The 23,722-nt window shown below is 58.9% G+C and carries 18 protein-coding genes and 1 pseudogene; 9 read left to right on the top strand and 10 right to left on the bottom strand.

The window, feature by feature from the left end; translation table 11 throughout:
- Window positions 1-19: 19 nt before the first annotated feature.
- Window positions 20-352 (bottom strand): DUF6957 family protein, encoded by a 333-nt coding sequence (locus AC06G5_RS06915; RefSeq protein ID WP_480459857.1) that lies wholly within the window; start codon window positions 350-352, stop codon window positions 20-22.
- Window positions 353-572: 220 nt separating this feature from the next.
- Here AC06G5_RS06915 and AC06G5_RS06910 point away from each other — a divergent pair, with 220 nt between their 5' ends.
- Both AC06G5_RS06910 and AC06G5_RS06905 read left to right on the top strand, forming a co-directional pair.
- Window positions 573-1,022 carry a helix-turn-helix domain-containing protein gene (locus AC06G5_RS06910; RefSeq protein WP_480459148.1) on the top strand — a complete coding sequence of 150 codons (450 nt, stop codon included), beginning with the start codon at window positions 573-575 and terminating at the stop codon, window positions 1,020-1,022.
- Between the two features lie 690 nt (window positions 1,023-1,712).
- A pseudogene (locus tag AC06G5_RS06905) lies at window positions 1,713-2,318 on the top strand (mechanosensitive ion channel family protein); the annotation flags it as partial.
- Between the two features lie 135 nt (window positions 2,319-2,453).
- Here AC06G5_RS06905 and AC06G5_RS06900 read toward each other — a convergent pair.
- Window positions 2,454-3,098, bottom strand: coding sequence for a hydrolase (locus AC06G5_RS06900; RefSeq protein ID WP_008018228.1), 645 nt, complete (start codon window positions 3,096-3,098; stop codon window positions 2,454-2,456).
- A gap of 159 nt (window positions 3,099-3,257) precedes the next feature.
- Here AC06G5_RS06900 and AC06G5_RS06895 point away from each other — a divergent pair, with 159 nt between their 5' ends.
- Window positions 3,258-4,145 (top strand): LysR family transcriptional regulator, encoded by an 888-nt coding sequence (locus tag AC06G5_RS06895; RefSeq protein WP_480459146.1) that lies wholly within the window; start codon window positions 3,258-3,260, stop codon window positions 4,143-4,145.
- A 61-nt stretch (window positions 4,146-4,206) separates the two neighbouring features.
- Here the strand turns inward: AC06G5_RS06895 and AC06G5_RS06890 are convergent, their stop codons facing one another.
- The 4 genes from AC06G5_RS06890 to AC06G5_RS06875 form a co-directional block, all read right to left on the bottom strand.
- The gene (locus AC06G5_RS06890) at window positions 4,207-5,667 is read right to left on the bottom strand and encodes a S41 family peptidase (protein WP_480459856.1); all 1,461 of its coding nucleotides are present in this window, start codon (window positions 5,665-5,667) and stop codon (window positions 4,207-4,209) included.
- A 143-nt stretch (window positions 5,668-5,810) separates the two neighbouring features.
- Window positions 5,811-6,677 (bottom strand): carboxylate/amino acid/amine transporter, encoded by an 867-nt coding sequence (locus AC06G5_RS06885; RefSeq protein WP_413423813.1) that lies wholly within the window; start codon window positions 6,675-6,677, stop codon window positions 5,811-5,813.
- A gap of 344 nt (window positions 6,678-7,021) precedes the next feature.
- Window positions 7,022-7,621, bottom strand: coding sequence for an FMN-dependent NADH-azoreductase (locus AC06G5_RS06880; RefSeq protein ID WP_413423815.1), 600 nt, complete (start codon window positions 7,619-7,621; stop codon window positions 7,022-7,024).
- 243 nt (window positions 7,622-7,864) lie between these two features.
- Window positions 7,865-8,179, bottom strand: coding sequence for a 3-phosphoglycerate kinase (locus AC06G5_RS06875; protein WP_413703395.1), 315 nt, complete (start codon window positions 8,177-8,179; stop codon window positions 7,865-7,867).
- Window positions 8,180-8,228: 49 nt separating this feature from the next.
- Here AC06G5_RS06875 and AC06G5_RS06870 point away from each other — a divergent pair, with 49 nt between their 5' ends.
- The 5 genes from AC06G5_RS06870 (at window position 8,229) to aqpZ (ending at window position 13,461) form a co-directional block, all read left to right on the top strand.
- The gene (locus tag AC06G5_RS06870; protein ID WP_413423817.1) at window positions 8,229-9,152 is read left to right on the top strand and encodes a PA3225 family LysR-type transcriptional regulator; all 924 of its coding nucleotides are present in this window, start codon (window positions 8,229-8,231) and stop codon (window positions 9,150-9,152) included.
- Between the two features lie 14 nt (window positions 9,153-9,166).
- Entirely contained in the window at window positions 9,167-9,970 is an 804-nt protein-coding gene (locus AC06G5_RS06865) for an alpha/beta fold hydrolase (protein ID WP_008018222.1), read from the top strand.
- Between the two features lie 3 nt (window positions 9,971-9,973).
- Window positions 9,974-10,537, top strand: coding sequence for a peptidylprolyl isomerase (locus tag AC06G5_RS06860; protein ID WP_413423821.1), 564 nt, complete (start codon window positions 9,974-9,976; stop codon window positions 10,535-10,537).
- Window positions 10,538-10,631: 94 nt separating this feature from the next.
- Window positions 10,632-12,464, top strand: a complete 1,833-nt coding sequence (locus tag AC06G5_RS06855) for an ABC transporter ATP-binding protein (protein WP_413423823.1) — start codon at window positions 10,632-10,634, stop codon at window positions 12,462-12,464.
- Between the two features lie 298 nt (window positions 12,465-12,762).
- A complete protein-coding gene (aqpZ, locus tag AC06G5_RS06850) occupies window positions 12,763-13,461 on the top strand; it encodes an aquaporin Z (RefSeq protein ID WP_057400663.1) in 699 nt (232 codons plus the stop codon).
- Window positions 13,462-13,479: 18 nt separating this feature from the next.
- On the opposite strand, the gene AC06G5_RS06845 is transcribed toward aqpZ, so the two are convergent.
- A complete protein-coding gene (locus AC06G5_RS06845; RefSeq protein ID WP_413703396.1) occupies window positions 13,480-14,604 on the bottom strand; it encodes a GNAT family N-acetyltransferase in 1,125 nt (374 codons plus the stop codon).
- 279 nt (window positions 14,605-14,883) lie between these two features.
- On the opposite strand from AC06G5_RS06845, the gene AC06G5_RS06840 reads away from it, so the two are divergent.
- Window positions 14,884-16,215: a putative porin gene (locus AC06G5_RS06840; protein WP_413703397.1), complete on the top strand. Its 1,332-nt coding sequence runs from the start codon at window positions 14,884-14,886 to the stop codon at window positions 16,213-16,215.
- 177 nt (window positions 16,216-16,392) lie between these two features.
- Here AC06G5_RS06840 and AC06G5_RS06835 read toward each other — a convergent pair whose 3' ends face one another.
- The 3 genes from AC06G5_RS06835 to aceK all read right to left on the bottom strand — a co-directional run bounded on the left by AC06G5_RS06835 (window position 16,393) and on the right by aceK (window position 23,685).
- Window positions 16,393-17,514 carry a beta-ketoacyl-ACP synthase III gene (locus AC06G5_RS06835; RefSeq protein ID WP_413703398.1) on the bottom strand — a complete coding sequence of 374 codons (1,122 nt, stop codon included), beginning with the start codon at window positions 17,512-17,514 and terminating at the stop codon, window positions 16,393-16,395.
- A gap of 322 nt (window positions 17,515-17,836) precedes the next feature.
- A complete protein-coding gene (gene hrpA, locus AC06G5_RS06830; RefSeq protein WP_480459142.1) occupies window positions 17,837-21,748 on the bottom strand; it encodes an ATP-dependent RNA helicase HrpA in 3,912 nt (1,303 codons plus the stop codon).
- Window positions 21,749-21,972: 224 nt separating this feature from the next.
- Window positions 21,973-23,685, bottom strand: coding sequence for a bifunctional isocitrate dehydrogenase kinase/phosphatase (aceK, locus tag AC06G5_RS06825; protein ID WP_413423835.1), 1,713 nt, complete (start codon window positions 23,683-23,685; stop codon window positions 21,973-21,975).
- Between the last annotated feature and the right edge of the window lie 37 nt (window positions 23,686-23,722).

Below are 23,722 nucleotides of genomic sequence, written 5' to 3'. Positions count from 1 at the left end.
CGCTTAGCGAGACTGGCAGTTAACATAAAGCAAATATTGTCTTGAGCGATGCAGTCATTTCGCGCCCTTGGCCAACCAGCACATAAACTGTGTTCCTGGTTTCAAACAGGCAAACATCATCGAACGAAACACACAAAGTCGAACGCACCCAGCTACCGGGCGAGAACCTGCCATGCCCGTCCCAAAGAACACAGTGGGAATAGAGGAACATTGCCTGTAGGCCTTGAGCGCGCACTTTGGCTAGGGATTCAGCGGGTTCGTCGACATGAAAAATGATCCAGTCCTCTACTAGGCAATAGGCCTTGCTCGGAAATCGCTCGGTCACCATCTCTTCGATATCGGCACGAGGCAAGTACGTACCGGCAAGCGAGACTCGGCTCTCCGGTAGCGGTTCGTACTCGAGAGAATTACTTGTCAATTGCGGCCCCTTGAAAGCGCTGGAAAACGAATCGGCTTCACTCGGATATGGAAAAGCAAAAAGCCACCACCAAGCGACTCGTCTAGATGACTATATACATTTGAACGAGTCACCGCAAACACGTCATACCGTCTCCTTTTGAAAGGAGCGATGGATGTCGTTGCGAAACGCATACGCTGCCACCATGCAGTGGCTCAGGATCAGGCAGGGCCTTTCCCAAAAAGATCTCCACAACCAGGCCGCAGATCAGGCGCACATCAGCCGACTCGAGGCGGCCAAAGTGTCAGCTACGTTTGACCTCACCTGCGACCTGGCGCAGACCCTCGGAGTGAAACCTTTGTCGTTCATGGCGCTCGTTACTGCTGCGGATGAAGGGAGAACAGCCCGCAGTGTTCTGCTCGAGACTTTGACCGAACTCGAGCATTTGGGAGTGATAGATGATTCACTACCTGGCCAGCCTCGGAAACTGGAGGCGCCGCAGTCAGTAGGTGCCGCTGCGAAGCGAAAGGCTATTCAGGAATTGAAGCAAGCAGGCCTAACCCAAGCAGAGACGTCCCGACGACTGGGAATACACAAAGCAACTGTGCAACGACACTGGATCTAGAAAGAGTTCACTGACATGCGGTGACCCTAGCGCAGGTTGGAAATCCGGCTTTGAGGTCGCTCTGTTTGTCTGCGGCTCGGGCGTTACCAATTCAAAGGAGTTGTGAAGAGTCAAAAATGCCAGCGTGTTAAATCCTGCTTTTCAAGCGAAACGGCTGCTATCTACATGCCGGTAGTGTTGGTCTTTACCCAATTTACGCTTCAGCATTTTCATTGAGGACACTATCCCTACTAGCCTAGGTTCAATCTGCGCACGAACAGAAATCACCACGACAAATCTTGCAAACGGCGCTGTTAGAATTGGATGGTATAGCGTTATTGGACGAACAGCTCCCCACGAAACCCCAAAAAATTCGCTCTCGGCAGATCGATGGAGCAGAGAGAAAATGGAAGGCCGTTCAAGAGTTAAAAGCAAAAGGCCATTCCCAAGCTGAGGTCATGAGGATGCTGGAGATTCCGAGATCAACCGTGGGGCGGTATTGGTACAAATCAAAGGACGCCTGGCGGCGGCCTCAAATTATCAGCACCTCACCAATCGCAAGATTTTCAAGTTGAAGACGCTAGGAGTGGATTATGTGTAAATCGACAATCTGGCATGTCCATCACACTGAAAAAAAATAGACAAATCCACTCGTACGTAACTCATTGATTTTAAACATGTCTACTGTCTATCTCTCGCCTTAGCTCACGCGTGCACCACTTCGACAAGACCATCGTCTCGATCCCGACCTGGCGCCTGATGTCCGAGTCGTTCAAGAACTGGCGCGGCATGCAGGCTTCCGGTGGTCGCCGGATCAAACGCAGCCTGTTCATCGACGCCAGCGGCGTACGCTTTCTGCGTGACGACGAGGAACTGAAACTGTCCCAGGTGCACCTGCTCACCGACTACATCACCCGCAAACAGGCCGAACTCAAGGCCTGGAACGAAGCCCAGGGCAACGTCGCGGCCATGTCGGCCAACCGCCGGCGGATGACCAATATCGGCACGTTCCGCGCCTATGCGCTGGCCTACCTGAAGAGTCACCCGGAAATCCAGACGAACATGACCTGCATGGTCCGCCAGATGCAGACCACGGCCCAGGGTATTCCGCTGGAAATCTACTGCTTTACCCGCACCACGGCGTGGGCCGATTACGAGCGGATTCAGGGGGATATTTTCGACTACCTGCTGGCGGTGCTGCCGGAGTTCGGGTTGAGCCTGTACCAGCAGCCGAGTGGTACGGATTTACGGGCCGGGCTGCTGCCGGCGGTGTTGGGTGCGAGTCACATTCCCGAAGCCGAAAAACGCATGATGTAACCCCACAAAAAACAAATGTGGGAGCGGGCTTGCTCGCGAAAACGGAGTGTCAGTCGACATCAATGTTGAATGACCCACCGCATTCGCGAGCAAGCCCGCTCCCACAAGGGTTACATCGTTTTCAGAATTTGCGGGTTACTTGACCTGCCGCTGCGGTGCCTTGTGCACCATGGTGTAGGCATAGTCCACACCCATGCCGTACGCGCCGCTGTGTTCCAGCACCAGTTCCATGACCGCCTCGTAAGTGTCCTTGTGCGCCCAGTCACGCTGGTATTCGAGCAGCACCTGCTGCCAGGTCACCGGTACCGCGCCGGCCTGAATCATCCGTTGCACCGACATGTCGTGGGCCTCTTTGCTGGTGCCACCGGAAGCGTCGGTGACAATGTAGACCTCGTAGCCTTCAGCCAGGGCTTCCAATGCCGGGAACGTCAGGCAGACCTCAGTCCACAGTGCCGCGATGATCAGTTTTTTGCGCCCGGTGGCTTTCACCGCGTCAACCAGTGCCTTGTCTTCCCAGGAGTTCATCGAAGTGCGTTCGATCGGCTTTTGATCCGGGTGCACAGCCAACAATTCCGGCCAGATGTAACCGCTGAAACTTTCGGTTTCGACCGAGGTGTAGATGGTCGGTACATTGAAGATCTTCGCCGCCTTGGCCAGGCCCACGGTGTTGTTCTTCAGCGTCTGACGGTCGATGGACTGAACGCCGAATGCCATTTGCGGCTGGTGGTCGATCAGGATCAGGGCGGAGTTGGTTGGGTTGAGCAGTTCACGGATAGACATGGCGCGTTCCTTTTGATGTCGATACTTTCGAATGAGTTCAGGGTTAGTCGACGTTGCCGCAAGAGGCTTTGCTGTCGGCTTGGATGTCACTTTAGGGGCTGGCTATAAAAGGGACAATTACCTAAAATCGAGAATCATTGATTCCAAAATAGGGACAATATGGATCGCATCGAATGCATGCGTGCCTTCGTCGTCACGGTCGGCGAGAACGGCTTCGCCGCAGCCGCCAGGGCCATGGACGTGCCGCGCTCGAAAGTCAGTAAACAGATTCAGGCACTGGAAGAAGCCATCGGCGTGCAATTGCTGCAACGCACCACCCGCAGCCTGCACCTGACCGAGGCCGGAGCCGAGTATTTCGAAGCAGCACGGGAGGTATTGGCGGCGCTGGACGAAGCCGAGCAACGCGCCCGTGACGGCATCGGCGAGTTACGCGGTGTATTGCGGGTCAATGCGCCGATGTCGTTCGGTCTACGGCGATTGGGGCCGTTGATTCCGTTGTTTCATGAATTGCACCCGAACATCGAGTTGCAACTGGTGCTCAGCGACCAGCAAGTCGACCCGGTGCGGGGCGGGTTTGACGTAACCATCCGCATCGCCAGCATGCCGGACTCGACGATGATCGCCCGGCAACTGGCGCCCGCACCGCGCATCATGGTGGCATCCCCGGCTTATCTCGATCGCGCGGGCGTTCCGCAGACTCCGCAGGATCTGCGCGCCCATCAATGCCTGAACTACGGGTATCTACAGAGTGGAGTCAGCCTGCAACTGTGCAATGGCAAGGAAACCCAGCGGGTAAACGTCACCGGCCCGTTGCACGCCAACAACGGCGACTTGCTCGCCCAGGCCGCCGAAGCCGGCATGGGCATCGCCCTGCTGCCCGACTTCATCGTCGAGGATGCGCTGGCAGCCGGGCGACTGGTGCCGGTGCTGTGCGAATGGCAGGCCCCGGCGATCACCATCAACGCGGTGTATTCGTCGGCACGGCGAGTGCCGCAGAAGACCCGGGCGTTTATCGGGTTTCTGGTGGATCAATTGGCGCCCAAATGACTTTTGGGCATCCCACAAGGTTGGCGTGTTGCGGCGTGCTTCAGAAATGGCGCCGATCCGATCAAAAATGATCAAGAACCCATTTTTGAACTGCAGGTGTATCGTTTATATCGCCATTAAAAACAAATGGCGGATCATGACTTTGATTGTTTCCTCGCGCTCGGCCTCTCCATACCTTTAACGGCAGCCAGAACTGAGCACCACTCGGCAGAGTTTGAGAGCCTATGTCGATATACAGTGTATCGCCGCTGGTTGGTAACCCTAGATGGACAACCCCCGGAACTGCAAGAACAACGTCCGCAAAGTCTAGACAGGCACTCGCGCAAAAAGAGTCAGTAACCAGTGCAAGCTTGCCTTTAAAACCTTGGGCATTGGATTCTCTCGCTCCTTCTTGGAGGACCGAGGATGCGCTCGGCTGTCGTAACCAGTCTTTCTTCTCGTGAAGCGCGAACTCCATCGATCCGGTCAGACCAAGAACAAACTTATAAGCTTCGCTGTCTTTTCCATAATCACTCTCCATGGTAGTTAGAGCATTATTGAGCGTTGATAGTGCAAAAGGAGAAACACGCCACATCGCATACGCACGAGATGGCTCGCCCAGATTTTTTACCCTTTGCGAGCCTAACAGTGCAGAAAGTATTTCAGCACCGACCAAACTGTTACCACCGCGATTGCCTCTTGTATCAAGCACAACCAGCTTGGCATCGTTAATACGCTTGATGGCCTCAAGCATTTTATCCAGGGAAGCATTCTCGGCTGCTGACGGCATGAAATTTGATACATGTATCCAATATCGCCCTTCTCCCAAACTCTGGAGCGATTGAGGTGGCCGGGGTCGGCGCAGGAAAGCCTTCAGCTGCCCGGAATCCTCTTGCCACAGCAACGCAAAGTTTTGTCTTTCTCCATTTGGAAGAGCAACCAGACAGTTTTTTGACAAGTCTCTCGACAGTACGGGATAACTGGCATCATCGATAGTTAACTGCTGAGCCAAATGCAACCAGGTGGACTGTAGATCAAGTCTGCGATCAATATATGGAGATATTTCATTCTCAATTTTCTCGCGGACCGATTTGTTATCACACGATATAACCTCGGAGCCTATCGGCGGCAGCGGTACAGGCCAATTTTCAGCGACGTGCCTTACAACAAAACTCCGACCTCGCATATCCAGAATGAAACCTGCCCAGGACGAACTTCCTTTATCAGGTTGATTCAGCCCTACGTGTCCGTCCTTGAAGCCTGCAATGTAAAAATTTAGCACGGCCAGGGAGTCTTTCCTTGAGTTGACGCGTCTGGACAGCTGACTGGCATCCAGATAACCCCGTTCAACCCAGTCTGAAAAAGACTCATTTTCACTGTCTATAGCGCCTGGATGAGAAGTAACTACCAGTTGTCGAATGACAGAAAGATCATTAACAGTAATCTCTCTCCAGTCTTTTGCATGTGCCTCATCAGCCAACACGAAAGACGGCAGAACAATAAGCAAAAGAAGCATTAAACATAAACGTTTCAAGAGAAACACATTAGCATTACACGTCATTTCAAAAACCAGACAAATGATGCTCAGATAGATGTCATCCGAGCATTACCCACCACTAGTCCAACGCTCGCTGCTAACCGAATGCGAGCAGCTCTTCGTCAAAAAATCGCAGCCTGCGGCAACGCCTACACGAATCTGGCTGCGCGCCGGATACCCAACCGACTGATCCACACCGCCAGCAAAATCACCGAACCACCAAGCAACAACCGCCCCAGTTCTTCATGCTGGTTCCAGATCAGCAGGTTGATCAGCAAGCCCACCGGCACATGCAGGTTGTTCATCACCGCCAGGGTACCGCCGTTGACCAGGCATGCGCCTTTGTTCCACCAGTAGAGCCCCAAAGCGGTCGAAACCAGGCCGAGGAACAGCAGCACCCCCCATTGCAACGGCGCTTCGGGCAGGAAGTTCTGTTTGCCGAACAATAGAAACGCCGGCAACGCCACCGCCAGTGCGCCGAGGTAGAAGAAGCCGAAACGGCGGTAATGCGGCAAGTCGCTTGGATGGCGCGCGACCAGGTGTTTGTAGAGCACCTGCCCGGCGGCGTAGGTGAAGTTGGCCAGTTGCAGCAACAGGAAACCCATGAAGAAATCCGGGTTGATCCGGTCAAAGCGAATCACGGCCGCCCCCGCCACCGCCACCAGTGCCGCGACCAGCGCCCAGGGATTGAAGCGACGATTCAATGCATCTTCAATCAGGGTCACGTGCAGCGGCGTAAGGATGGTGAACAGCAGCACCTCCGGCACCGTCAGTACGCGAAAGCTCAAGTAAAGGCAGACGTACGTCACGCCGAACTGCAACGCGCCGATCAACAGCATGCCACGCATGAATGCCGGTTCCACCGAGCGCCAGCGGGTCAGGGGCAGGAACACCAGCCCCGCCAGCAGCACGCGTACCAGCACGGCGAAGTAACTGTCGACATGACCGGCCAGGTATTCGCCGATCAAACTGAAGGAAAACGCCTGGATCAGCGTGACAATAAGTAGATAGCCCATGCTCGCCTCATTTCGAATGGCGGCGACGATAGCGGGTTTTGCCACTTATCGCGACAGTAGCCATGACGCAAAACCTCTGTGGGAGCGGGCTTGCTCGCGAAAGCGATATGTCATCCAACATTTATGTGGACTGACAGTCCCCCTTCGCGAGCAAGCCCGCTCCCACAAGGTTTTGTAGGTGTTCGTCAAATCGCAGGCAAAAAAAAGCCCGATCTCGCTAAAGCGTTCAATCGGGCCAGAGCACTCAGGAGCAACAAGTGCGAAGGGAGGTTCGATGCGCGTACAGACTTGAAGGGTTGCGCCAGGTCACTAGACCATCCAGCGATTATCTGGCGATTAACCGGTCAGGCCACTTGCGAAAGCCTGGCGTTCGCCTGGTTCAGGCCTTTCTCCTGGAAGTCACCGCCCAGGTTCATGCCTTCGGCGTGGATGAACGTCACGTCGTGGATGCCGATGAAGCCCATGACCTGACGCAGGTACGGTTCCTGGTGATCGGCGGTGCTGCCGGCGTAGATGCCGCCGCGAGCCGTCAACACAAAGGCGCGCTTGCCGCTGAGCAGGCCTTGCGGACCGGTTTCGGTGTACTTGAAGGTCACACCGGCACGCAGTACATGGTCGAGCCAGGCTTTCAGGGTGCTGGGGATCGCAAAGTTGTACATGGGTGCGGCCATGACCAGCACATCGGCGGCGAGCAATTCGTCGGTCAACTGGTTGGAGCGCTCCAGGGACGCCTGTTCGATCTCGCTGCGCTGCTCGGCGGGTTTCATCCAGCCACCCAGCAGGTTGATGTCCAGATGCGGCACCGGCTTGACGGCCAGGTCCCGGACAGTGATCTGGTCATTCGGGTGAGCGGCTTTCCACTGGCTGATGAACGTCTGGGTCAGTTGGCGGGAAACCGAGTCTTGCTGACGGGCACTGCTTTCGATGATCAGAACGCGGGACATGGGATGTAGCCTCCATCTGAGAATGCTGTAGGTCGATGGAGTGAAGGTTAAACAGAGTCATATCGATGAAAAAGCGCAAATAACTGCTATAACCCATCAATAAATTCGTTTATAAGCTCAACATACTCTGTGGGAGCGGGCTTGCTCCGGGCGGCGTTCCGACAAATAGGCCGTGTCAGTCGACATCAACGTTGAATGACACACCGCCTTCGCGAGCAAGCCCGCTCCCACAGGAGATTGCTGTCATTTCGGGGTGCAGGTCAGCTCGATGCGCAGCTTGATGATGCTGCGGGTGAATTTGGCGGTGGCATTTTTGTGCTTGCCGGCGGGTACATCGATCTTGCGGCTACGCGGTGCTTCCGGGCCATTGATGAAAACGACCTTGCAGCTCGCATCGACGTCGCCGTAGTTGGCCACCTGGATGGAGCCGATGTCGTTATCCGTGTCGTAGGTCTGGTAATCGATCTTCATGCCGTTGAGGTCTTTTTTTACATCGATCGGGTAAGCCATCGCCGTCAGCGGCAGCAGCGCCAGCAGCACACAACAGAATTTTTTCATTCAGCAGCCTCCAGTAAGGGCTGCCAGCTTAGGACAAGAGGAGCTCAACATGAAAGCGCCCCGCGTGACCCTTGATCAATGGCGAACGCTGCAAGCCGTGGTCGATCACGGCGGTTTCGCCCAGGCCGCCGAGGCACTGCATCGCTCGCAATCGTCGGTCAGCTATACCGTGGCACGCATGCAGGATCAGCTCGGTGTACCCTTGCTGCGCATCGACGGACGCAAAGCCGTGCTGACCGAAGCCGGCGGCGTGCTGTTGCGCCGCTCCCGGCAACTGGTGAAACAGGCCAGTCAACTCGAAGACCTGGCCCATCACATGGAGCAGGGCTGGGAAGCCGAAGTGCGCCTGGTGGTCGATGCCGCTTACCCGAGTGCCCGCCTCGTCCGCGCCTTGACCGCGTTCATGCCGCAAAGCCGTGGCTGCCGGGTGCGCTTGCGTGAGGAAGTGCTGTCGGGTGTGGAGGAAGTGCTGCTCGAAGGCGTGGCCGACCTGGCCATCACCGGGTTCAGTATTCCCGGTTACCTGGGCGCAGAATTGAGCGATGTCGAGTTTGTCGCCGTTGCCCACCCGGAGCATCCCTTGCACCGTCTCAACCGCGAACTGAGCTTTCAGGACCTGGAAAGCCAGATGCAAGTGGTGATCCGCGACTCGGGCCGCCAGCAACCACGGGACGTCGGCTGGCTCGGTGCTGAACAGCGCTGGACCGTCGGCAGCCTGGCCACCGCCACAACGTTCGTCAGCAGCGGTCTGGGGTTTGCGTGGCTGCCCCGGCACATGATCGAACGAGAGCTCAAGGAGGGGACGCTCAAACTGCTACCGTTGGATCAGGGCGGCAGTCGTAACCCGAGCTTTTACCTGTATTCGAACAAGGACAAACCACTCGGGCCGGCCACGCAGATTCTTATCGAACTGCTGCGTACGTTTGACACCGCACCACTGGACGCACCGTTCGCCGCCCCCGAACAAGCCTGACACGGAGTGTATGCATGGCCTATTTCGAACACGAAGGTTGCAACCTGCACTATGAGGAATATGGTCACGGCACGCCGCTGCTGCTGGTCCACGGTCTGGGCTCCAGCACGCTGGACTGGGAAAAACAGATCCCGGCACTGGCCACCCGTTACCGGGTGATCGTCCCGGATGTGCGCGGTCACGGCCGTTCGGACAAACCCCGGGAGCGCTACAGCATTGCCGGGTTCAGCGCTGACCTGATTGCACTGGTCGAACACCTCAATCTCGGGCCGACACACTATGTCGGCCTGTCGATGGGTGGCATGATCGGCTTCCAGCTGGCTGTGGATCAGCCGCAACTGCTCAAGAGCCTGTGCATCGTCAACAGCGCGCCCGAGGTCAAACTGCGCAGCCGCGATGACTATTGGCAGTGGTTCAAGCGCTGGAGCCTGATGCGCGCCCTCAGCCTTGGCACCATCGGCAAGGCGTTGGGCGACAAGTTGTTCCCGAAGCCCGGGCAGGCCGACTTGCGACAAAAGATGGCCGAGCGCTGGGCAAAAAACGACAAACATGCTTATCTCGCCAGCTTCAATGCCATTGTGGGCTGGGGGGTTCAGGAACGACTTTCGAAGGTCACCTGTCCAACCCTCATCGTCAGTGCCGACCGTGACTACACACCCGTGGCACTGAAGGAAAACTACGTAAAACTGCTGCCCGACGCGCGGCTGGTGGTGATCGCCGATTCACGCCACGCCACGCCGCTGGACCAGCCGGAACACTTCAACCAGACGCTGCTGGAGTTTCTGACCGCAGTCGACACCACCACTCAGGATCACTGACCCATGCTGAAAAAAATCGCCCTCGCCGCAGGCTCCGTCCTGTTTGCCGCCAACCTGATGGCCGCTACGCCGGAAAAGGCCCCGCATGTGCTGCTGGACACCACCAACGGCCAGATCGAAATCGAACTGGACCCGGTCAAGGCCCCGATCAGTACCAGGAACTTTCTTGCGTACGTCGACAGCGGCTTCTACAACAACACCATTTTCCACCGGGTGATCCCGGGATTCATGGCCCAGGGCGGTGGTTTCACCCAGCAAATGCAGCAAAAACCGACCAAGGATCCGATCAAGAACGAAGCCAGCAACGGCCTGCATAACGTGCGTGGCACGCTGTCGATGGCGCGCACTTCCGATCCGGATTCGGCCACCAGCCAGTTCTTCATCAACGTCAAGGACAACGACTTCCTCGATCCGGGCCGTGATGCCGGTTATGCCGTATTCGCCAAGGTGGTCAAGGGCATGGATGTAGTGGACATCATCGTCAACTCCCAAACCACCACCAAGCAAGGCATGCAGAATGTGCCTATCGACCCGGTGCTCATCAAGTCCGCCAAGCGCATCGACTGAGACTAAGCTGGACAAGGATGTCCGAGCCGTTGCCGGTGTTTGCCGGCAACGCTCAAACCGTTAAAAGGAGAGCCCGTTCGCGGGCGAACAACCGATGCTTTATCGCCGCTTCGAAAAACTGATCGATGTTTTCCGTGAAGCACCGACGGCGTCTCCGCCGGACCGGGTCTTCCCTTTCTACACCTATTACCTCAAGCAGGTCTGGCCGAGCTTCGCCGCCCTGTTGATCGTCGGCCTGATTGGCGCATTGATCGAGGTGGCGCTGTTCAGCTACCTGAGCCGCATCATCGACCTGGCCCAAGGCACGCCGAACGCCAATCTGTTCCGCGAGCACGCCCTCGAGCTGACCTGGATGGTGGTGGTCGCGCTGGTGCTGCGCCCTATTTTCGTGGGCTTGCATGACCTGCTGGTGCACCAGACCCTGAGTCCCAGCATGACCAGCATGATCCGCTGGCAGAACCACAGCTACGTGCTCAAGCAGAGCCTGAATTTCTTCCAGAACGACTTCGCCGGGCGCATCGCCCAACGCATTATGCAAACCGGCAACTCACTGCGCGATTCCGCCGTGCAAGCCGTGGATGCATTGTGGCATGTGCTGATCTACGCCATCAGTTCGCTGGTGCTGTTCGCCGAAGCCGACTGGCGCCTGATGATTCCGCTGCTGACGTGGATCTTCGCCTTCATCGGCGCCCTCTATCACTTCGTGCCACGGGTCAAGGATCGCTCGGTGGTGGCGTCTGATGCGCGCTCCAAACTCATGGGGCGGATTGTCGACGGCTACACCAACATCACCACCCTGAAGCTGTTCGCCCACACCAACTTCGAACAGCAATACGCCCGCGAAGCGATCAAGGAGCAAACCGAAAAGGCGCAACTGGCTGGCCGCGTGGTCACCAGCATGGACGTGGTCATCACCAGCTTGAACGGCTTGCTGATCGTCTGCACCACCGGCCTGGCCCTGTGGTTGTGGACGCAGTCGCTGATCAGCGTGGGGGCGATTGCCCTGGCCACCGGCCTGGTGATCCGTATCGTCAACATGTCCGGCTGGATCATGTGGGTGGTGACCGGCATCTTCGAAAACATCGGGATGGTGCAGGACGGTCTGCAGACCATCTCGCAACCGGTCACCGTCACCGACCGCGACCAGGCCAAGCCTTTGGCGGTGGCCCGTGGCGAAGTGCGCTTCGAACAGGTGGACTTCCACTACGGCAAGCAGAGCGGGATCATCGGCGACCTCAACCTGACCATCAAGGCTGGTGAAAAAATCGGCCTGATCGGCCCGTCCGGTGCTGGTAAATCGACCTTGGTGAACCTGCTGCTGCGCCTGTACGACGTCGAAGGCGGACGCATCCTGATCGACGGCCAGAACATCGCCCACGTCAGCCAGGAAAGCCTGCGCGAACGCATCGGCATGATCACCCAGGACACGTCGCTGCTGCACCGATCGATCCGTGACAACCTGCTGTACGGCAAACCCGACGCCTCCGACGCGCAACTCTGGGAAGCGGTGCACAAGGCCCGGGCTGACGGTTTCATTCCTTCACTCTCGGACGCCGAAGGCCGCACCGGTTTCGATGCCCACGTCGGTGAACGCGGAGTGAAACTCTCCGGCGGCCAGCGCCAGCGCATCGCCATTGCCCGTGTGCTGCTCAAGGACGCGCCGATCCTGATCATGGACGAGGCCACATCGGCACTGGATTCGGAAGTCGAAGCGGCGATCCAGGAAAGCCTCGAAACCCTGATGCAGGGCAAGACCGTGATCGCCATCGCTCACCGGCTCTCGACCATCGCCCGGATGGACCGGCTGGTGGTGCTGGAAAACGGCAACATCGCCGAAACCGGAACCCACGCCGAACTGCTGGCCCACGGCGGTTTGTATGCACGGTTGTGGCAACACCAGACCGGTGGATTTGTCGGGATCGATTGATCCTGAAGATGGCCACCGAACCTGTGTAGGAGCGAGCTTGCTCGCGATGAACTGGAGAACGCCGCGGGCTGTCAGGCTCCCGGCATTATCGTTGACGACCATCGCGAGCAAGCTCGCTCCTACAGCCGAAAAATTTTAGATAACCGCCAGAGCCCGCCAACAACGGGGCCTGGCGGTTTTTTATGCCTGCTGGAATTCTGAAAAAACCGTGCTGTACTCACTTCAACCTTCTGGAGGTGGTTCTGCAGTCCATCGGCTGGATGCACAAGGCAGCATAATCTCGAAAAGGCACTCTCTCATGTCTCTGTTAAAACGTTCGGCTACTGAGTTGGTAGGTACGTTCTGGCTGGTGTTGGGTGGTTGCGGCAGTGCGGTATTGGCGGCGGCGTTTCCGCAGGTGGGAATCGGCCTGCTCGGGGTGTCCTTTGCGTTTGGCCTGACAGTGCTGACCATGGCTTTCGCCATCGGCCATATTTCCGGCTGTCATCTCAACCCTGCGGTGTCCCTCGGCTTGGTGGTGGGTGGGCGGTTTCCGGCCAATGAGTTGCCGGCCTACATCATTGCCCAGGTCATTGGCGGCGTGATTGCAGCCGCCCTGCTGTACTTCATTGCCAGCGGCAAACCCGGTTTCGAACTGGCGGGAGGCCTGGCGTCCAACGGTTACGGCGAACACTCGCCTGGCGGCTATTCGATGGCGGCAGGGTTCGTCTGTGAACTGGTGATGACCGCGATGTTCATCCTGATCATCCTCGGCGCCACCGATAAACGTGCACCGGCCGGACTGGCACCGATTGCCATCGGCCTGGGGCTGACGCTCATCCACCTGATCTCGATCCCGGTCACCAACACCTCGGTCAACCCGGCGCGCAGCACTGGCCCGGCGCTGATCGTCGGCGGCTGGGCGATTCAACAACTGTGGATGTTCTGGGTCGCGCCGCTACTCGGTGCAGTCGTCGGCGGCGTGCTGTATCGCTGGCTGGGCAAGGAAGACAACTGACACGCCATAAGGTGAAGATCAGCCTTGTCGATAAGGCAAGGCTGACTTCGCATCCTCTGCATAAGCCATCACCCCCAGCCGCTCCTGCTCCAGAAAGTCTTTCACCGCCGCTTTCAACCCCGGATGCCGCAGGTAGTGCCAGGAATGCGTAATGACTGGCTCGAATCCACGAATCAGTTTGTGCTCGCCCTGGGCCCCGGCATCGAAACGCTGGAAACCGTTGGCAATGGCATAGTCCATACCCTGGTAGAAACAGGTCTCGAAATGCAGGCGATCGAACTCCGACAGGCATCCCCAGTAACGCCCATAAAAGCTGTCGCCCCCCACCAGGCTGAACGCCATCGCCACCGGCCGTGAACCCTGTTTGGCCAGCACCACGCGAATCGACTCCGGCATGCGTTCGGCCAACAGGCTGAAAAACGCCCGCGTCAGATACGGCGCTTGCCGGCGCACCGCGTACGTATTGGCGTAGCAGGCATAGACGAAATCCCATTGCGCCTGACTCAGCTCCCGCCCCTCCAGCCATTCGAACTCAAAGCCCTGCCCTGTCACCTGCTCACGCTCCTTACGCATCTGTTTGCGCTTGCGCGAACTCAGCACGTCGAGGAAGTCCTGGAAATCCCGGTAACCGCGATTCTGCCAGTGGTATTGACAGCCAACGCGCTGCAACCAGCCGGGCTGCTCGCTCAGCGCCGCGTCGGTGAACGGATCGGTGAAGTTGATGTGGGCGCTGGAGAGTTGTTCTATCTCAAGGTAGCCCGGCAGGCTGTTCAATAATTCGAAGCCGTCTTCTACCGTGGCCGCCAACAGCCGCGGCCCGCTGACAGGGCTGAACGGCACCGCGGTCAACAGTTTGGGATAGTAATCGATGCCGGCGCGGGCACAGGCATCGGCCCAGGCGTGATCGAACACGTACTCGCCGTAGGAGTGCCACTTGCGATAACTGGGCAGCGCGGAAATCAGGCGCTCACCTTCAACGTGCAGCAAATGCTCGGGCTGCCAACCGGAATGGGGGCCGACGCTGCCGCTGTCTTCCAGTGCGCTCAAGAAAGCGTGACGCAGAAAAGGCTGACTTTCCGGAACCAGGGCGTCCCAGGTCTGCGGGGCGATTTCTGACAGTCTTTGCAGGCGTTGCAACGGCATCACCGTCCTCACTCTTCATGGCGTGAAAGCCCCGCGAGTATCGCCTATCGCTGCGCAATGCACACGGGCAAAACGACGACAGTGCTCTAACTCAATAGTTCACGGCGACTTTGTATCGTCACCGACATGACATCACATTGCCACCGCTCTGTCATAAACCATCGCGATACTGGCGCCTGTTTTTAGAGCGCCGGGTTATACCCGGCCACTGTTTTCCGCCCCTTACGGTCGGTGTGTCCCGGATGGCTCTGTCATCCCCTCTCATCTTCGGAGATTGATATGCGTCTTGCTTCCACGAAAACTGCGGCGGCCTTGTGCGGCGGCCTGTTGCTGGCCATGAGTGTTCCGGCCAGTGCCGCAGTCGACGCCAAACTGCTCGACATGCTCAAGGCTAACGGCTCGATTACCAACGCGCAGTACAGCGAACTGCAAGCCGAGCTGGCCAGGGATCAGAAAGACCAGCAGATCGCCCGTCAGGCTCAGCAAGAGACTAACGAGCAAATCGCGGCCACCGCGAAGAAAACCGACGCACTGAGCACCTTCGACCAGAAGCTGGCGTGGGCCGCCAAGACCCAGTTCAAGGGTGACGTACGTTTCCGTGAAGAAACCGTGCACAACGATGGCGTGCCAAACAACAAGGACCAGGACCGTCAGCGCATTCGTGCCCGCCTGGGTGCCTACAGCGAAATCAACCCGCAAGTCGACACCGGTATCCGCATCGCCACCGGCAGCAACGACGACGCTCGCTCGACCAACCAGGACCTGAACAACTACTTCGACAAGAAGCAGATCTGGCTGGACCAGGGTTACATCGACTACCACCCTGACGCGATCAAGAACCTGCACCTGGTTGGCGGCAAGATGCCACAACAATGGGTGAGCATGGGCGACATCATCTGGGACAGCGACATCAACCCTGAAGGTCTGGCCGTCACCTACAAATACCCGCTGAGCGGCAGCACCGAGCTGTTCGGTAGCGCCGGCCACTACACCCTCAAGGACAACGTCGACGGTGAAGGCGTGCAGTTCAAGCACGACCTGCGTCTGTACGCTGGCCAGTTGGGCGCACGCTTCGCCATCACCGACAGCATGAAAATGACGTTGGGCGGCAGTATCTACTCCTACGACAACGACAAGAACAGTGCCTGCCCTACCTCCGGCACCGTCACCGCTCCATGCGCACTGGCCGTCAACGGCAACAGCCCGAACGAAACCTTCAAACTGTACGAAGGTTTTGGTCAGCTGGACTTCACCAACCTGCCAGTACCGCTGTCGCTGTATGGTCAGTACGTCAACAACAAAGATGCCAGCAACGACCAGGACACTGGCTGGCTGGCCGGTGTGAAGTCCAAGGTCTACGGCTTCAACCTGGACTACAACTACCGCGACGTGCAGCGTAACGCTGTGGTGGGTGCCTTCACCGACTCCGACTTCGCCAACGGCTTCACCGGTTCGCGCGGCAGCAAGCTGAAAGTGAGCTACGACCTGGACAAGAACTTCGCCCTGGGCGCGACCTACTTCATGGCGACCTCGGACCAGACCAACGCCAACATCAAGAAAACCGATTCGGACATCAACACCCTGCAACTGGATGCCGAAGCGAAGTTCTGATTCACCCCGCTACACGACTCGGGCAAGGAAGCCCGGGACGCCTTTACAGCCTGTCATTGTTATCTCGGTCCCCATCATCCTCCGATATAACAACGCCAGGCTGTTTCTGTTTTCTCGTTGTACTTGCGCAAAAAAAATCGCAGCCATTGGCTGCGATTTTTTTTACCGCGAACAATTTCAGCGCTTGCGCAGCAACACGCTACCAATCGAATAACCGGCGCCGAACGAACTGAGCACGGCCAGCGAGCCGGCGGGCAGATCGTCCTGGTTCTTGTGGAACGCAATCACGGAACCGGCGGAACTGGTGTTGGCGTAGGTGTCGAGAATCACCGGGGCTTCCTGTTCGGTGGCATCGCGGCCCAGCAGTTTCTTGACGATCAGGTGGTTCATGCTGAGGTTGGCCTGGTGCAGCCAGAAGCGCTTCACGTCGCTGACGTTGAGCTGGTTTTCCTGCAGATGCTCACCGATCAGTTCGGCCACCATCGGGCAGACTTCCTTGAACACCTTGCGGCCTTCCTGCACGAACAGTTTGTCCCTGGCGCCGACACCCTCTTCCGCCGCGCGGTTGAGGAAGCCGAAGTTGTTGCGGATGTTATTGGAGAACTTGGTCAGTAGCTTGGTGCTGACGATGTCGAACTGGTATTTGGACGTCGCCAGGTCCGCACGTTCGATGATCACCGCGGTGGCGGCATCGCCGAAGATGAAGTGGCTGTCGCGGTCACGGAAGTTCAGGTGGCCGGTGCAGACTTCCGGGTTGACCATCAGGATCGCCCGGGCCTGGCCCAGTTGCACGCTGTTGGCGGCGGTCTGGATACCGAAGGTCGCCGAAGAGCACGCCACGTTCATGTCGAAACCGAACCCCTGGATGCCCAGCGCTTCCTGGACTTCGATGGCAATGGCCGGGTAGGCACGTTGCAGATTGGAGCAGGCGACGATCACGCCGTCGATGTCCGCCGCGGTCTTGCCGGCGCGCTGCAAGGCTTGTTCGGCCGCACCAATGGCCATCTGGCAAAGCACCGACCACTCGTCATTGGAACGCTCCGGCAGGCGTGGGGCCATGCGTTGCGGGTCGAGGATGCCGTCCTTGTCCATGACAAAGCGGCTCTTGATGCCGGAGGCTTTTTCGATGAATGCGGCGCTGGATTCGGTCAACGCTTCCACTTCACCGCGCGCGATGGCATCGGCGTTGTCGGCGTTGAATTGCGCGACGTAGGTATTGAAAGACTGGACCAGCTCTTCGTTGGAAATGCTGTTGGCCGGGGTGTACAGGCCGGTGCCACTGATGACGACTTTATGCATGGTCGTGTCTCTAATCTGTTCAGGCAGAAAGCATTGGCACCGTCGTACCAATACACAAAGGGTCTATTCCCATCCGGGGGACGCAAACCTGGAATCGCTTTATTCCTGCTCGCAACCGGGTCGAAGGCTCTGGGTCGCGAAACCGGCGTTTATGGTCGCGAAGTTTGCCATAAACCTTGGGTTTTCGCCCCTTTTGCGAGAGCGACGCCGCACTTGTAGGAGCGAGCTCGCTCGCGATGGATTAAAGAACGCCGCGGGGTGTCAGACACCCAGCGTTATCGTTGACGACCATCGCGAGCGCGCTCGCTCCTACAGGGGTGTGTCAGGCCTCTACCTGGCTCCACTGCTTGTTCAGCCGCTTGTCGGAGATCGGCACCTTGGTTCCCAGTTGCTGGGCAAACAGCGAAACCCGGTATTCCTCCAGCCACCAGCGATACAACTCCAGCTGCGGATCGCGCTTGCCTTCCTGGGCGTGTTTGCTGGCGCGGGTCTGGTATTGCGTCCACAGGCCGCTCAATTCGCCGCTCCAGACCCGGTCGCGCTGCACCTGGGCACCGATTTTTTCGAAGCGTTGCTCGATGGCCCTGAGGTAACGCGGCAACTCCTTGAGCCACTGCATCGGCATTTCCCGGACAAACCCCGGATAGACCAGGTGGCTGAGCTGTTGCTTGATGTCGTTCAGAGCCACGGCTTGCGCCAGATCGATCTTGCCCTTGAAGCGCTTTTGCAAGCCGTGCCAGAGCTTGAGGATTTCCAGGGTCAGCTTCGCCACGCGCTCGGCGTGCTCGGTCCAGGCGCCACGCTTGCGTTCAGCCAGGGACGCCAGACCCGCACCGTCACGAGGCAGCGGGTGTTCGCCCTCAAGAATGCAGCTGTCGAGGCTGGCCAGCAGAATGTCTTCCACCAACGCATCGACACGCCCCATATCGCGATACAACAGACCCAATTCGGTCAGGCCCGGCAACTTGCCACGCAGGAACTTCGCCGATTCGGCCAGTTGCTGCATCAGCAGGCGCTGCAGCGCACGGCGATGCTGGAACTCGGCTTCGGCCGGCGTCGAGAAACGTCCTTCCTTGACCGTGCCCGCCTCTTCCACCAGTGCCGGATACACCGTCATCGACAGCCCGGCGATCTTCTGCTGGGTTTTCTCGGCGACGGCGGCAAATACTTTCGGCTCGACGGGCTGCTGGCTTTTCGCGGATTGCGGGACGGCCAGCGCAGCCTGGCTGGCTTCGGCGAAACGCGCAGTCAGCTCGGCCAGATCGCGACCTTCACCGAGGAACTTGCCCTGGCCGTCGACGATTTCCAGGTTCATCCGCAGATGGCTTTCGACCTGCTGCGCCGCCTCGGTCCAGGCTTCATCGCTGACCCGCGCACCGGTCATGCGCAAAAGCTCGCGCCCCAGGGCCTGGGGCAGCGAACCCTCGGCAAAGCTCATGCGCTGCAAGGCCGCCTTGACGAAGTCCGGCACCGGTACGAAGTTCTTGCGCAAGGCCTTGGGCAAGTTGCGCACCAGCGCAATGCACTTGGCTTCGATGACACCCGGCACCAGCCATTCCAGGCGTTCCGGTGGCAGCATCGGCAACAGCGGTGCCGGCACGCGCAGGGTCACGCCGTCCCGTGGATGGTTGGGTTCGAAGTGGTAGCCGAGCGCCAGTTCCAGGTCGCCGATGTGCAGCGTATCCGGATAGTGCTGGGCAGTGACTTCACTGGCTTCGCGGGCCAGCACGTCCTCTTCGCGCATGATCAGCAACTGTGGGTCTTTCTGGCTGTTGATCCGATACCAGCTGTCGAAGGTCGCCGTCTGATGGATCTCCGCCGGCAGTCGCGCGTCGTAGAAGGCGAACAGGGTTTCTTCGTCGGCGAGGATGTCGCGACGACGGGCCTTGGCTTCCAGTTCGTCGAGTTGTTCCAGCAACTGTTTGTTGGCGGTCAGGCACTTGGCCTTCGACTGGATCTCGCCGCGCACCAGTGCTTCGCGGATAAACAATTCGCGAGACACCACCGGGTCCACCGGGCCGTAATGCACCGGCCGACGGCCGACCACGATCAACCCGAACAGGGTGATCTGCTCGAACGCCACGACCTGGCCGCGCTTCTTCTCCCAGTGGGGTTCGAAGTGGTTTTTCTTGATCAGGTGCCCGGCCAGCGGCTCGATCCAGTCGGCATCGATCTTCGCCACCATGCGCGCGTAGAGCTTGGTGGTCTCCACCAGTTCGGCAGTCATCAGCCACTGCGGACGCTTTTTACCGATACCCGACGACGGATGAATCCAGAACCGCCGCTGGCGTGCACCGAGGTAATCACCCTCTTCGGTTTTCTGGCCGATCTGGCTCAGCAACCCCACCAGCACCGCTTTGTGCAATTTCGGATAGTCCGCCGGCTCTTTATTGAGGCTCAACTGCATGTCGCGGCAGATCAGGCTCAGCTGACGATGGGAGTCGCGCCATTCACGCAGGCGCAGGTAATTCAGGAAGTTCTTGCGACACCAGTTGCGCAACGGGCTGGCGCTCAGTGCCTGGCGCTGCTCCTCGAAACCGCGCCACAGATTGACCAGCCCGGCGAAGTCCGAGTCGGCGTCTTTCCATTGGGCGTGGGCCTGATCCGCCGCTTGCTGACGCTCCGGCGGACGCTCGCGCGGGTCCTGGATCGACATGGCGCTGGCGACGATCAGCACTTCCTGCAAGCTGCCGAGCTTCGCCGCTTCGAGCAACATGCGCCCCATGCGCGGGTCCACCGGCAGCCGCGCCAGTTGACGACCGAGTGGCGTCAATTGGCTGTTGCGGTCCACCGCCGAGAGTTCCTGCAGCAGGTTGTAACCGTCGCTGATGGCCTTGCCATCCGGCGGCTCGATGAACGGGAACGCGCTGACCTCGCCGAGACGCAGATGCAACATCTGCAAAATGACCGCTGCGAGGTTGGTCCGCAGGATTTCCGGATCGGTGAACTCCGGGCGACCGAGGAAATCCTCTTCGCTGTACAGGCGCACGCAAATGCCCGGCTCGACCCGTCCGCAACGGCCCTTGCGCTGGTTGGCACTGGCCTGGGAAATGGCCTCGATCGGCAGACGCTGAACCTTGGCCCGGTAGCTGTAACGGCTGATGCGCGCGGTGCCGCTGTCGATCACATAACGGATGCCCGGCACGGTCAGCGAGGTTTCCGCGACGTTGGTCGCCAAGACTACGCGACGGCCTGGGTGCGACTGGAAAATTCGCTGCTGCTCGGCCGGTGACAGGCGCGCGTACAACGGCAGGATTTCGGTGTGCTTGAGCTGGGCCTTGCGCAACATGTCGGCGGCGTCGCGAATCTCGCGCTCCCCCGGCAGGAACACCAGCACGTCACCGGGGCTGCGGCGCTCGCTGCGCTCATGGGCGGCAATTTCGTCGAGAGTGGCGAGGATCGCCTGGTCCACGGTCAAGTCGTCCTCGACGCGGTTGCCCTCTTCGTCCTGCTCCAGGGTCAGCGGGCGATACCAGGTGTCCACCGGGAAAGTACGGCCGGACACTTCGACAATCGGCGCATCGTCGAAGTGCTTGGAGAAGCGCTCCAGGTCGATGGTCGCCGAGGTGATGATGACCTTCAGGTCCGGGCGACGCGGCAGCAGGGTTTTCAGGTAGCCGAGCAGGAAGTCAATGTTGAGGCTGCGTTCGTGGGCTTCGTCGACGATGATCGTGTCGTAGCGTTCCAGATAGCGGTCGTTCTGGGTTTCCGCCAGCAGGATGCCATCGGTCATCAGCTTGATCAGGGTGTTGGAGTCGCTCTGATCCTCGAAACGCACCTGATAGCCGACCAGCGCGCCCAGCGGCGTGCCGAGCTCTTCAGCCACCCGGCTGGCGACGCTGCGCGCAGCAATTCGGCGCGGCTGGGTGTGCCCGATCAGGCCGTGCTGGCCGCGACCGATTTCCAGGCAGATCTTCGGCAACTGGGTGGTTTTACCCGAACCGGTTTCGCCGGCGATGATCAGCACCTGGTGCTGTTCCAGCGCTTTCTTGATTTCGTCGCGCTTGGCGGCGATCGGCAGGCTGTCGTCGTAACGAATCACCGGCAGGCTGGCCTTGCGCGCCAGCACCTGATCACAGGACGCCTGCGTGCGAGTCACCCATTGGGCCAGCTTGGCCTCGTCGGGTTTCTTGCGCAGCTCAAGCAACTGCCGCCGCAGCCGGTGGCGGTCGGCGAGCATGGCGTGATCGAGGTTTTTCAGCAGTTTGTCGATGGAGGGCGATTCGTCGGTCATCGGGTACGCAATTCGGTCGTCTAGTGGCGCAGAAGGCAGATTGTCGCAGATTTAAAGGACAAGCGAGATCCCTTGTAGGAGCGAGCTTGCTCCGGGCGGCGTTCCGACGATGAACTCAAGAACGCCACGGGGTGTCAGGTTTCCCGCGTCACCGTTAACGACCATCGTCGGAACGCCGCCCGGAGCAAGCTCGCTCCTACAGGGGATGCGTACCGGCGCTACTCTTAATCCAGGCCCTTGCGCCGATACGGGAACACATCAATCACCTTCCCCGCCCGAATCGCTTCTTGCAGGCTCTTCCAGTAATCGGCGTTGTACAACTCGCCATGCAGTTGGTCGAACAACCGGCGCTGCCCGGAATCGGCAAACAGGAACGGCGGAAACTCTTCCGGGAACACGTCCAGCGGCCCGATCGAATACCAGGGTTCGGAAGCCATTTCGTCCTCCGGGGTGCGTGGTTGCGGGATGTGCCGGAAGTTGGCCTCGGTAAGGAAGCAAATCTCGTCATAGTCGTAGAACACCACCCGGCCATGACGGGTGACGCCGAAGTTCTTCAACAGCATGTCGCCGGGAAAGATATTGGCCGCCGCCAGTTGCTTGATCGCCAGCCCGTAGTCTTCCAGGGCCTCGCGCACCTGCGCCTCGTTGGCGTTTTCCAGGTAGAGGTTCAGCGGGGTCATGCGTCGCTCGGTCCAGCAGTGACGGATCAGCACCGTGTCGTCTTCCACCGACACCGTGGACGGCGCGACTTCCAGCAACTCCTCCAGACACGCCGGGTCGAACTTGCTCAACGGGAAACGAAAGTCGGCGAACTCCTGGGTATCGGCCATGCGCCCGACCCGGTCGACGCTCTTCACCAGACGGTACTTTTCGATCACCGTGGCGCGGTCGACGTTTTTCGACGGCGAGAAACGGTCCTTGATGATTTTGAACACGGTGTTGAAACCCGGCAGGGTGAACACGCTCATGACCATGCCGCGCACACCGGGGGCCATGATGAACTGGTCGTCGGTATTGGCCAGGTGATTGATCAGGGCCCGGTAGAACTCCGATTTGCCGTGCTTGTAGAAGCCAATCGAGGTGTACAGCTCGGCAATGTGCTTGCCCGGCAGGATACGCCGCAGGAAGCCGATAAACTCCGCCGGCACCGGCACATCCACCATGAAATACGAGCGGGTGAAGGAGAAAATGATCGACACGTCCGCCTCGTCGGTGATAAGCGCATCGATCTGGATGCCGCGCCCTTCGAGGTGCAGCAATGGAATTGCCAGCGGCCATTGCTCGTCGGCGGTGTAGATGCGCCCCACCAGGTACGCGCCTTTATTGCGGTACAGCACCGAGGAAAACAGCTCGACGCTCAACTCCGGGTCCTTGCACACCCAATCCGGCAGGTTCTCGCGCAGTTGCGCTTCGAGGCGGCGCAGGTCCCCGGGCAGGTCGGCGTATTCTTCGCTGAAGCGGTAGTCGTCAAAAATGCTGGCGAGCATTGCCGACAATTGGCCTTGCGGCTTGTAGGTGCGGGTTTGCGCAGCCCGGGCGCGACGCAGGCTCGGCCGGGTGGTGTGGATGAACATGCAGCCGTCGCTGATCAGGTCATGGCTGAACAGCCCGCAGAAGATCGAGTTGTACCAGGTCTCGGACAGCTCATCGTCGAAACGCAGGTCGATCAGGCTGATGTAGGCGCTTTTGACCAGCGGCCAGCAGCTGACGTCCAGCGTGTCGGCGTCAAACGCGGTGCGCAGCCGCTCCACCGTTTCACCGACTTTGTCTTCGTACAGATTGATTCGTGCCGCCGACGCCGATTGCGTCTCTTGCCACAGGGCCTGCTCGAAACGGGCCCGGGCGCCGTCGGTGATCTGGCGAAAATGCTCGCGGTAATCGTCAAAGCCATCGAGGATCAAGCGGGCGATGTCGGCGGCTGGCCATTGCTGCGGCATGTTGAGACCTCTGCGGGAATTCGGAAGGCTTGAGCTT

The sequence above is a fragment of the Pseudomonas sp. WT-JTC genome, assembly GCF_056711565.1.
Note: the sequence above shows the minus strand (reverse complement) of the source record. Positions and strands in the feature narration are given on the sequence as shown.

Coding starts and splice junctions, on each gene's coding strand:
- AC06G5_RS06870 (WP_413423817.1), top strand. CDS start 8,229: ATGAAAGCGCCCCGCGTGACCCTTGATCAATGGCGAACGCTGCAAGCC.
- AC06G5_RS06855 (WP_413423823.1), top strand. CDS start 10,632: ATGCTTTATCGCCGCTTCGAAAAACTGATCGATGTTTTCCGTGAAGCA.
- AC06G5_RS06910 (WP_480459148.1), top strand. CDS start 573: ATGTCGTTGCGAAACGCATACGCTGCCACCATGCAGTGGCTCAGGATC.
- AC06G5_RS06840 (WP_413703397.1), top strand. CDS start 14,884: ATGCGTCTTGCTTCCACGAAAACTGCGGCGGCCTTGTGCGGCGGCCTG.
- AC06G5_RS06895 (WP_480459146.1), top strand. CDS start 3,258: ATGGATCGCATCGAATGCATGCGTGCCTTCGTCGTCACGGTCGGCGAG.
- AC06G5_RS06835 (WP_413703398.1), bottom strand. CDS start 17,514: ATGCATAAAGTCGTCATCAGTGGCACCGGCCTGTACACCCCGGCCAAC.
- AC06G5_RS06900 (WP_008018228.1), bottom strand. CDS start 3,098: ATGTCTATCCGTGAACTGCTCAACCCAACCAACTCCGCCCTGATCCTG.
- AC06G5_RS06860 (WP_413423821.1), top strand. CDS start 9,974: ATGCTGAAAAAAATCGCCCTCGCCGCAGGCTCCGTCCTGTTTGCCGCC.
- AC06G5_RS06885 (WP_413423813.1), bottom strand. CDS start 6,677: ATGGGCTATCTACTTATTGTCACGCTGATCCAGGCGTTTTCCTTCAGT.
- aqpZ (WP_057400663.1), top strand. CDS start 12,763: ATGTCTCTGTTAAAACGTTCGGCTACTGAGTTGGTAGGTACGTTCTGG.
- hrpA (WP_480459142.1), bottom strand. CDS start 21,748: ATGACCGACGAATCGCCCTCCATCGACAAACTGCTGAAAAACCTCGAT.
- AC06G5_RS06880 (WP_413423815.1), bottom strand. CDS start 7,621: ATGTCCCGCGTTCTGATCATCGAAAGCAGTGCCCGTCAGCAAGACTCG.
- AC06G5_RS06845 (WP_413703396.1), bottom strand. CDS start 14,604: ATGCCGTTGCAACGCCTGCAAAGACTGTCAGAAATCGCCCCGCAGACC.
- aceK (WP_413423835.1), bottom strand. CDS start 23,685: ATGCCGCAGCAATGGCCAGCCGCCGACATCGCCCGCTTGATCCTCGAT.
- AC06G5_RS06875 (WP_413703395.1), bottom strand. CDS start 8,179: ATGAAAAAATTCTGTTGTGTGCTGCTGGCGCTGCTGCCGCTGACGGCG.
- AC06G5_RS06865 (WP_008018222.1), top strand. CDS start 9,167: ATGGCCTATTTCGAACACGAAGGTTGCAACCTGCACTATGAGGAATAT.